A 7819-nucleotide genomic window follows, 5' to 3' on the forward strand; every position below is an offset into this window, starting at 1 on the left:
ATGCACTGATTGCTAAGGAAAAAGTCAACGATTAGCTAGTGAGGAGAAGACATGTATATCTCGCATCTAGCTCTTGATGACTTTCGGTCCTACAAACACGCAGTTGTTGAGTTTGCACCGGGCACCACAGTTCTACTAGGCCGCAATGGACAGGGCAAAACTAATCTCGTAGAAGCTATTGCATACCTTGCAAATCTTTCTTCACACCGCGTGGCAGCGGACACTGCTCTCGTGCGATTTGCTAAATCAGATGAGCAATCCCCAGCCGGCGCAGTAGTACGCGCGAAGGTAAGAACCGGAGGCAGAGACCGCGTAGTCGAGCTGGAAATTATTCGCGGACGCGCAAACCGAGCCAAGCTTAATCGTGCGCCAGTACGTCCAACTGAGTTAATGGGAGTTGTCAAAGTTGTCGTATTTGCTCCCGAAGACCTCGACCTAGTCAAGGGTGATCCAAGTGGCCGACGCAAGTTTCTTGATGAAATAGCAACACAAATGTGGCCCGCTGCCAGAGCTGTAAAAAACGATTTTGATCGGGTGGCAAAACAGCGTGCGGCTCTGTTAAAACAGTTGGGAAAAGATCGTAGAGCGGGTAGGCACGTAGACTATTCGGGTATAGAGATCTGGAATGAGCAGTACATTCCGCTGGCCCGGCAGGTACTTGCATACCGTTTGAAGACTGTTCAAGCTTTAAATCAACCCGTTACTCTTGCTCATGACATCGTTTCTGAGGAAGCTCGCAAGCTCGCTCTAAGGTATGAGCACTCGTTAAATGAGGTTGACCACGTTGATACTGGAGATCTATTTTCGCAAGTTCTCGAAGAGCCCGGGGCATACGAGGAACGACTTCGACTCGCGCTGAGTCAGGCGGTTGACCAAGAGATTGCACGGGGCGTGAATTTAATCGGACCTCATCGGGATGATCTTGGGATGACTCTCGATGAGATGCCGGTCAAAGGTTTTGCCTCCCACGGCGAATCCTGGTCGGTTGCACTAGCTCTGAGACTAGGCGCATTTGAGGCTCTTGCTGGCGAAGCAGGAACTGGTGAGGAACTGGATCCTCCTATCTTGATTTTGGATGATGTGTTTTCCGAGCTCGACGGTAAACGACGAGACGCCGTATTGGGAGCCATAGATCGGGCGCAGCAGGTATTCATAACCGCAGCGGTTGGAACGGATTTGCCTGCAGAACTCGACGCGACGGTAATGACGGTTCACCTTGACCGGCGGGAGGGCTCGATTGTCAGAGAGTCTCTAACAGCAGATATTTACGAGAAGTCAACTACGTCAATTGATGATGTACATTCCACAGGTTCTGATGAGGCGAGTGCTCCATGACATCAAATAATGAGTTTGAAGTCAGGGCGGCTAGTTATGCCCAGGAGGCTGTGCGCCGGCAAAAGCAACTTGCACAAGAATCTGGTTACTATCCGGAGACGGCTGCCAAGGCTAGGCTGCTCAGTGAGTGCAGTGGTAAATCACGCGCTAGCTCATTTCGTGGCAATAGCGGCAGATCTGGTCGCAGGGGTTACAGCTACGATCACGAGGGTTCTAAGGAAGGGCTTGCCACCTCCAAACTGGGTACCGGTCCATCAAAGTATGATCCGCAACCGGTGGACAACGTAATTGGCAATTTGGTCAACAGGCTCGGATGGTCTTCAGTGCTAAGCATTGCCACGATCGCAGCTAGGTGGCCGAGTATTGTCGGTCCTTCAGTTGCGCAGCACTGCAAGGTGGAGACGTTTGAAAACAACGTCCTTGTGGTTAAGACCTCATCAACCGCCTGGGCGAATCAAATGAAGCTTTTGCTCCCTACGCTAGAGAAGCAGATCGCACAGACTTTTGGAGAGAATGCGGTAAAGCAGGTCATTATAAGAGGACCTCAGGCACCGTCGTGGAGAAAGGGCCGCTTACACGTTCCTGGTCGCGGTCCGCGTGATACATACGGCTGAGAGATTCACTAAGGAAGGCACATTAAACACGCCTGTAAAAGTTATGCACAGGTTTTCCCACCGTTGTGAATGACTTTTAACCGACATTTTTGGGGTTTTTGAATTACAAGGTTGACTGACCTAGAGTGCGTTGCTCGAATCTGTGGATATGACAAAAAGTGGTAAGATTATAAAGGTTTTTAAGTGTAAATCTGCGTGTTTATGCGGTTTTTGACAGTCATCTTCCCGTGGCTTGAAATCCCGCATCTGATTGATCTTTCGGGTTTAGCCCGGGCGCAGTTTGCTTCCCGCTAGAAAGGGGCTAGTTTGGCTGACCTAGAAGCCCGCCAGGCACAGCAAAATGGTGGTTACGACGCATCGAACATTACCGTTTTGGAAGGCCTAGAAGCTGTTCGCAAACGACCGGGTATGTACATCGGTTCAACCGGCGAGCGCGGTCTTCACCACCTGGTGTACGAAGTCGTTGATAACGCAGTTGATGAGGCGCTGGCCGGATACTGTGACCATATTGAAGTTACGATCCGCGAGGACGGCGGAGTCACGGTTCAAGATAATGGCCGCGGTATTCCTGTGGACATGCATCCCACGGAAGGTCGCCCAACCGTCGAGGTGGTAATGACCATCTTGCACGCGGGCGGAAAGTTCGGAGGCGGTGGATACGCTGTGTCCGGTGGTTTGCACGGCGTGGGTATTTCCGTGGTCAACGCGCTTTCGTCTCGCGTGGAAACAGAGGTGCGCCGTCAGGGTTACGTGTGGAGGCAGACGTTCGGTAACGGCGGGCACCCCCTCACTGATCTTGTTCGCGGAGAAGAGACCGACGAGACCGGCACGTCTCAAACTTTCTATCCGGATCCTTCAATTTTTGATTCCGTTGAGTTTTCGTTCGAGACTTTGCGCAGCCGCTTCCAGCAGATGGCCTTCTTGAACAAGGGCCTGCGGATCACCCTCACGGATGAACGTCCAGGTGTTATTGACGAGGGTGACGAGATCACCGGGGACGACCTCGGATCAAATGACGATCCAATTTCCGGTTTCCGCCAGGTTACTTACATGTACGAGGGCGGGTTGCGTGACTACGTCAACTTCATTAACAAGACGAAGAAGGCTGAAGTCATCAACAGCGAAATAATTGACTTTGAAAATGAGAACGCTGAAGGCTCCATGTCTATTGAAATCGCGATGCAGTGGACCCGCTCCTACTCCGAAACGATCCACACATACGCGAACACAATCAATACCACTGAGGGTGGTATGCACGAGGAAGGCTTCCGTTCCGCGCTAACTTCCATCGTCAACAAGTACGGGCGTGAGAAGGGGATCCTTAAGGATAAGCAGGACAACCTGACGGGCGATGATATTCGCGAGGGCCTAACCGCTGTTGTGTCGGTAAAGCTCACAGAGCCGCAGTTCGAAGGTCAGACCAAGACCAAGCTCGGTAACGCCGAGGCTCGAACTTTCACGCAGCAGCAGGTGTACACTCAGCTCGGTGACTGGTTTGATGCGCATCCGACCGATGCGAAAGCAATCATCCTCAAGGCTCTGGCTGCTCAGGAGGCGCGCCTAGCTGCGCGCAAGGCAAGGGAAGCGACCCGGCGAAAGAGCGTTCTGGAATCCGCATCGATGCCGGGTAAGCTCCGCGACTGCTCGTCGCGTAACCCGGAAGACTGTGAAATCTTCATTGTGGAGGGCGACTCGGCGGGTGGTTCCGCCGTTATGGGCAGGGATCCTGAGCACCAGGCCATCCTGCCTTTGCGCGGCAAGATCTTGAACGTTGAAAAGGCACGCGTTGATCGCGCGCTGGACAGCAACGAAATCCGCGACCTCATTTCCGCACTCGGCACGGGTATTGGAGAGGAATTTGATATCTCCAAGATTCGCTACGGCAAGATCGTGCTGATGGCGGATGCTGACGTTGATGGCCAGCACATCACCACTTTGTTACTGACTTTGCTGTTCCGCTACATGCGTCCGTTGGTGGAAGAGGGCCACGTGTATCTGGCGCAGCCGCCTCTCTACCGGCTCAAGTGGACCAATGCGCCACACGAGTACGTTTACTCCGATAGGGAGCGTGACGAACAACTCGCAGCGGGTAAGAATGCGGGATACAGACTTCCTAAGACCGGTGGCGTGCAACGCTACAAGGGTCTTGGCGAGATGAACCACGACGAGCTTTGGGACACCACGATGGATCCTTCAAGGCGACTACTAAAGAAGATAGATGTTGCCGAGGCGGCATCAGCTGACGAAGTGTTCTCCGTTCTGATGGGGGACGACGTGGAATCTAGGCGTTCGTTTATTCAGCGCAACGCACAGGACGTGCGCTTCCTAGACTTCTAGTCAACCTGGTCAAATTCGGATCGAAAGCTTATAAGGGACGGAAATAACGTGAGTGACGAAAATCAGACTCCTGATGAGGTAGCCGCAACCGAACAGACCGGTGCCGTGGTGGCTCAGAAGATTAGCCACGTTGACATTGAAGTTGAGATGCAACGCTCCTATCTCGACTATGCAATGTCGGTAATTGTGGGACGCGCACTGCCTGAGGTTCGTGACGGTCTGAAGCCGGTACACCGACGGATTCTCTACGCAATGTATGACGGCGGCTACAGGCCAGACGCGGGTTTTTACAAGTCGATGCGCGTAGTTGGAGACGTGCTATCTCACTACCACCCGCACGGTGATGCCTCGGTGTACGATGCGCTCGCTCGCCTCGTACAGCCCTGGTCCATGCGTTACCCCCTGGTGGCCGGCCAGGGTAACTTTGGTTCGCCAGGAAACCTAGGCCCCGCTGCTCCGCGTTATACGGAGTGTCGCATGCATCCCATGGCTATGGAGATGGTTCGCGATATTGACGAAAAGACAGTTGACTTTATTGACAACTATGACGGTCGTAACCAGGAGCCAACGGTATTGCCGGCACGGTTCCCAAATCTCCTGGTGAACGGGTCTGAGGGTATTGCAGTTGGTATGGCCACTCGTATCCCGCCGCACAACCTGCGTGAGGTTGCTCAGGGCGTGCAGTGGCACCTCGATCATCCGGAAGCAAGCCGCGAAGAGCTTCTAGAAGCACTCCTCGGCATCATTAAGGGCCCTGATTTTCCGACGGGCGCAACGATCCTCGGTAAATCCGGCATTGAGCAGGTCTACCGCACCGGGCGCGGGCCGATTGTGCAGCGCGCAGACGTTACAGTTGAAGAAATCAAGGGCCGCACCTGCCTGGTGGTCACCTCATTGCCGTATCAGGTCAACCCAGACAACCTCGCATCCAAGATTGCGCAGCTCGCAAAGGATGGGGTAATTCAGGGCATTGCGGATATCCGCGATGAGACTTCGGGTCGATCCGGCATGCGTCTTGTGCTCGTCCTGAAGCGTGACGCGGTTGCCAAGATTGTGCTGAACAACCTTTACAAGCGCACGCAGTTGCAAGATTCGTTCCCTGCGAACATGCTTGCCCTCGTCGACGGTGTTCCCCGTACGCTTTCCATTGATGGCTTCATCTACTACTGGACCAAGCACCAGATTGACGTTATTGTTCGGCGCACCAAGTTCCGCCTAGAGAAGGCACGCGAGCGCCTACATATTCTGAACGGCTACCTGAAGGCACTTGACGCACTTGACGAAGTGATCGCATTGATCCGGCGCTCACCAACCGTGAACGATGCGCGCACAGGCCTTATGGAATTCCTCGAGATCGACGAGATTCAAGCAGACGCAATTCTAGCTATGCAGCTTCGTCGCCTAGCGGCACTCGAGCGCCAGAAGATCCTGGACGAGCACGCAGAGCTTTCTGCTCGCGTAGCGGATCTTGAAGACGTTCTCGTAAAGCCGGAGCGTCAGCGTCAGATCGTTTCAGAGGAGCTTGCGGAAATCGTCGAGAAGTACGGTGATGATAGGCGCACGCGTATCGTTCCGTTCTCGGGCGAAATGTCCACGGAAGACCTCATCCCCGAGGAAGACGTGGTTGTCACAATCACCCGTGACGGTTTCACAAAGCGCACCCGCGTGGATTCCTACAAGAGTCAACACCGTGGAGGTAAGGGAATTCGGGGTGCGAAGCTACGTCAAGATGACGTTGTGCAGCACTTCTTTGTCACTACGACCCACCACTGGTTGCTGTTCTTTACAAACCTTGGCCGCGTTTACCGCGTCAAGGCGTACGAGATCCCTGAGGGTGGCCGCGATTCGCGCGGACAGCACGTTGCGAACCTCTTGGCATTCCAACCGGATGAGGAGATCAGCGACGTCCTCGCTATCAAGGACTACGACCAAGCCGATTACCTGGTTCTTGCAACCAAGTCGGGCCTGGTCAAGAAGACCGCCCTTCAGGATTACAACTCGCCGCGAAGCGGTGGCCTGATCGCAATCAACCTTCGGGACGTCAATGGCGAGCCAGACGCGGTGGTATCGGCAAAGCTTGTGAATGCCGACCAGCACCTCATTCTCATTTCCAAGATGGGGCAGGCTTTGCGCTTCGAAGCAAGTGACGAATCTGTGCGTCCGATGGGCCGCGCAACGTCAGGTGTGCGCGGCATGAAGTTCCGCGACGGGGACTACTTGCTCTCCCTCGACGTTGTACATGAGGGGCGTGACCTCCTTGTCATCACAGAAGGCGGATTCGCCAAGCGATCCGCTATCGACACTTACCCGACGCGCGGCCGCGGCGGCCTTGGCGTCAAGGTAGCGAACCTCGTGGATGAGCGCGGCGACCTCGTAGCTGGCCTTGAAGTCACCGAAGAGGACGAAGTGCTTGTCATCATGGAGAGCGGCAACATCGTTCGTAGCGCGGTAAGCGAAGTTCCGCGCACCGGTCGTAACACGCAGGGCGTGACCTTCGCGCGCCCCTCCAAGGATGACCGCATTATCGCAATCACTAAAAACTTGGAATCACAGTTGGATGACGATTCCGAGGCAGTAGACTCAGGTGATGAGGCCACAGCAACCGCGGAAGCGCAAAACGCAACTGAGGTTGCCGAAGGAGTCGAACCCGATTCCGCGGCGCGAAATGAGGAAGGTGACGAATGAGCGACGCCTCGCGATCTGACGTTCAGCAAGATTGGGAGCAGGACACCCCGCATCAGGTAATGCTGGCAGTTGCCCGAGTTGATCCATGGACCGTCATGAAGGTCAGCTTCATGCTTTCTGTGGCATTTGCAATTGCAACGGTTATTGCGTCTTTTGTGATTTGGCTGATGCTCGATGGCATGCACGTATTTGCCGACATCGAACACTTCCTGGTCAGTATTGGTGCCGAATCGTTCGTCAAGCTACTTGACTACGCTCGCCTGCCGCAGGTGATGTCCATGGCAACTCTTGTGGGTGTGGTAAACATCGTGATCCTCACGGCGCTATCCACGCTAGGTGCGCTCATTTATAATCTCGTCGCTGCGCTTGTGGGCGGCGTGCGAGTCACCCTCATGGACGAATAACCAACCTGCGAAACGAAAGTGCTGGTCGCTCTAAATCCGTCTAATGTAAGGATTGTCACTGATGGCAGTTTGGAATTGTCCAACTGCGTTGGGTAATCTTATTTGGTGCGAGAGCGCAAGGGCCTATAGCTCAGTCGGTTAGAGCGCTTCCCTGATAAGGAAGAGGTCGCTGGTTCGAGTCCAGCTAGGCCCACAGGCGTTTGAAGCACAGTAACGGAGGCTCGTGTGATTCGCGAAGGACTACGAAATCTAGTTATTGGTGGGATCGTTGGTACAGTAGGTCTTGTGACTTACCAGATCACCCGCGATCTTTCAGACGATAAGAATCTGTGGCAGCCCGTCCAGGCTGAACCATCTAACGCGATGGACTAACAGATTCCCAATAGGGGCTATGGCGCAATTGGTAGCGCACCTGCTTTGCAAGCAGGGGGTTAGGGGTTCGAG

The 7819-nt window shown here is 54.2% G+C and carries 6 protein-coding genes and 1 tRNA gene; all 7 read left to right on the top strand.

The features are described 5' to 3' along the window. Positions 1-51: 51 nt before the first annotated feature. The 7 genes from recF to HMPREF1628_RS09030 all read left to right on the top strand — a co-directional run bounded on the left by recF (position 52) and on the right by HMPREF1628_RS09030 (position 7747). Positions 52-1335: a DNA replication/repair protein RecF gene (gene recF / locus HMPREF1628_RS07075; protein ID WP_084703310.1), complete on the top strand. Its 1284-nt coding sequence runs from the start codon at positions 52-54 to the stop codon at positions 1333-1335. Continuing rightward, on the top strand, positions 1332-1949 hold the full coding sequence (locus HMPREF1628_RS08720) for a DUF721 domain-containing protein (RefSeq protein ID WP_052038972.1): 618 nt from the start codon (positions 1332-1334) through the stop codon (positions 1947-1949). Before recF ends, HMPREF1628_RS08720 begins: the two co-directional genes overlap by 4 nt. Positions 1950-2255: 306 nt before the next feature. Continuing rightward, entirely contained in the window at positions 2256-4286 is a 2031-nt protein-coding gene (gyrB, locus tag HMPREF1628_RS07085; protein ID WP_034509931.1) for a DNA topoisomerase (ATP-hydrolyzing) subunit B, read from the top strand. 48 nt (positions 4287-4334) lie between these two features. Continuing rightward, the gene (gene gyrA / locus HMPREF1628_RS07090; RefSeq protein WP_034509934.1) at positions 4335-6971 is read left to right on the top strand and encodes a DNA gyrase subunit A; all 2637 of its coding nucleotides are present in this window, start codon (positions 4335-4337) and stop codon (positions 6969-6971) included. After that, the gene (locus HMPREF1628_RS07095; protein WP_034500681.1) at positions 6968-7375 is read left to right on the top strand and encodes a DUF3566 domain-containing protein; all 408 of its coding nucleotides are present in this window, start codon (positions 6968-6970) and stop codon (positions 7373-7375) included. Before gyrA ends, HMPREF1628_RS07095 begins: the two co-directional genes overlap by 4 nt. A 119-nt stretch (positions 7376-7494) precedes the next feature. Next, a tRNA-Ile gene (locus HMPREF1628_RS07100) sits at positions 7495-7568 on the top strand. A gap of 32 nt (positions 7569-7600) precedes the next feature. Then, positions 7601-7747, top strand: coding sequence for a hypothetical protein (locus HMPREF1628_RS09030; RefSeq protein WP_156956937.1), 147 nt, complete (start codon positions 7601-7603; stop codon positions 7745-7747). Positions 7748-7819: the final 72 nt, after the last annotated feature.

Source organism: Actinomyces sp. S4-C9 (assembly GCF_000758775.1).
In the GTDB taxonomy this organism is placed as follows: domain Bacteria; phylum Actinomycetota; class Actinomycetes; order Actinomycetales; family Actinomycetaceae; genus Gleimia; species Gleimia europaea.